This window comes from Pseudomonas faucium (assembly GCF_021602585.1).
GTDB classification, from domain to species: domain Bacteria; phylum Pseudomonadota; class Gammaproteobacteria; order Pseudomonadales; family Pseudomonadaceae; genus Aquipseudomonas; species Aquipseudomonas faucium.
In genome coordinates this window covers 1-1,529 of the sequence record NZ_BQIP01000057.1, presented here as the reverse complement: position 1 = coordinate 1,529, position 1,529 = coordinate 1, and the positions used below count along the sequence as shown (strand labels likewise).

The following is a 1,529-nucleotide window of genomic DNA, read 5'->3' as shown; positions in this document are numbered from 1 at the left end:
TCAGCCTACCACCTTAAACTTGGACAACCAACGCCAAGCTGGCCTAGCCTTCTCCGTCCCTCCATCGCAATAACTGGAAGTACAGGAATATTAACCTGTTTTCCATCGACTACGCTTTTCAGCCTCGCCTTAGGGACCGACTAACCCTGCGTCGATTAACGTTGCGCAGGAAACCTTGGTCTTTCGGCGTGCGAGTTTTTCACTCGCATTGTCGTTACTCATGTCAGCATTCGCACTTCTGATACCTCCAGCAAGCTTCTCAACTCACCTTCACAGGCTTACAGAACGCTCCTCTACCGCATCACCAAAGGTGATACCCGTAGCTTCGGTGCATGGTTTGAGCCCCGTTACATCTTCCGCGCAGGCCGACTCGACTAGTGAGCTATTACGCTTTCTTTAAAGGATGGCTGCTTCTAAGCCAACCTCCTAGCTGTCTAAGCCTTCCCACATCGTTTCCCACTTAACCATGACTTTGGGACCTTAGCTGACGGTCTGGGTTGTTTCCCTTTTCACGACGGACGTTAGCACCCGCCGTGTGTCTCCCATGCTCGGCACTTGTAGGTATTCGGAGTTTGCATCGGTTTGGTAAGTCGGGATGACCCCCTAGCCGAAACAGTGCTCTACCCCCTACAGTGATACATGAGGCGCTACCTAAATAGCTTTCGAGGAGAACCAGCTATCTCCGAGCTTGATTAGCCTTTCACTCCGATCCACAGGTCATCCGCTAACTTTTCAACGGTAGTCGGTTCGGTCCTCCAGTCAGTGTTACCTAACCTTCAACCTGCCCATGGATAGATCGCCCGGTTTCGGGTCTATACCCAGCGACTAAACGCCCTATTAAGACTCGCTTTCGCTACGCCTCCCCTATTCGGTTAAGCTCGCCACTGAATATAAGTCGCTGACCCATTATACAAAAGGTACGCAGTCACCTAACAAAGTAGGCTCCCACTGCTTGTACGCATACGGTTTCAGGTTCTATTTCACTCCCCTCTCCGGGGTTCTTTTCGCCTTTCCCTCACGGTACTGGTTCACTATCGGTCAGTCAGTAGTATTTAGCCTTGGAGGATGGTCCCCCCATGTTCAGACAAAGTTTCTCGTGCTCCGTCCTACTCGATTTCATTGATAAGAGATTTTCGTGTACGGGGCTATCACCCACTATGGCCACACTTTCCAGAGTGTTCCACTAATCTCAAACCAACTTAAGGGCTGGTCCCCGTTCGCTCGCCACTACTAAGGGAATCTCGGTTGATTTCTTTTCCTCAGGGTACTTAGATGTTTCAGTTCCCCTGGTTCGCCTCTTGCACCTATGTATTCAGTACAAGATAACCAGCTTGTGCTGGCTGGGTTCCCCCATTCAGAGATCTCTGGATCACAGTCTGTTTGCCGACTCCCCAAAGCTTATCGCAGGCTACCACGTCTTTCATCGCCTCTGACTGCCAAGGCATCCACCGTATGCGCTTCTTCACTTGACCATATAACCCCAAGCAATCTGGTTATACTGTGAAGACGACATTCGCCGAAAATTCGCA

At 50.6% G+C, this 1,529-nt stretch carries 1 rRNA gene; it reads right to left on the bottom strand.

Annotated features, from left to right (window positions below):
* Positions 1 to 1,472, bottom strand: a 23S ribosomal RNA gene (locus L6D75_RS27135); the annotation flags it as partial.
* Positions 1,473 to 1,529 lie beyond the last annotated feature (57 nt).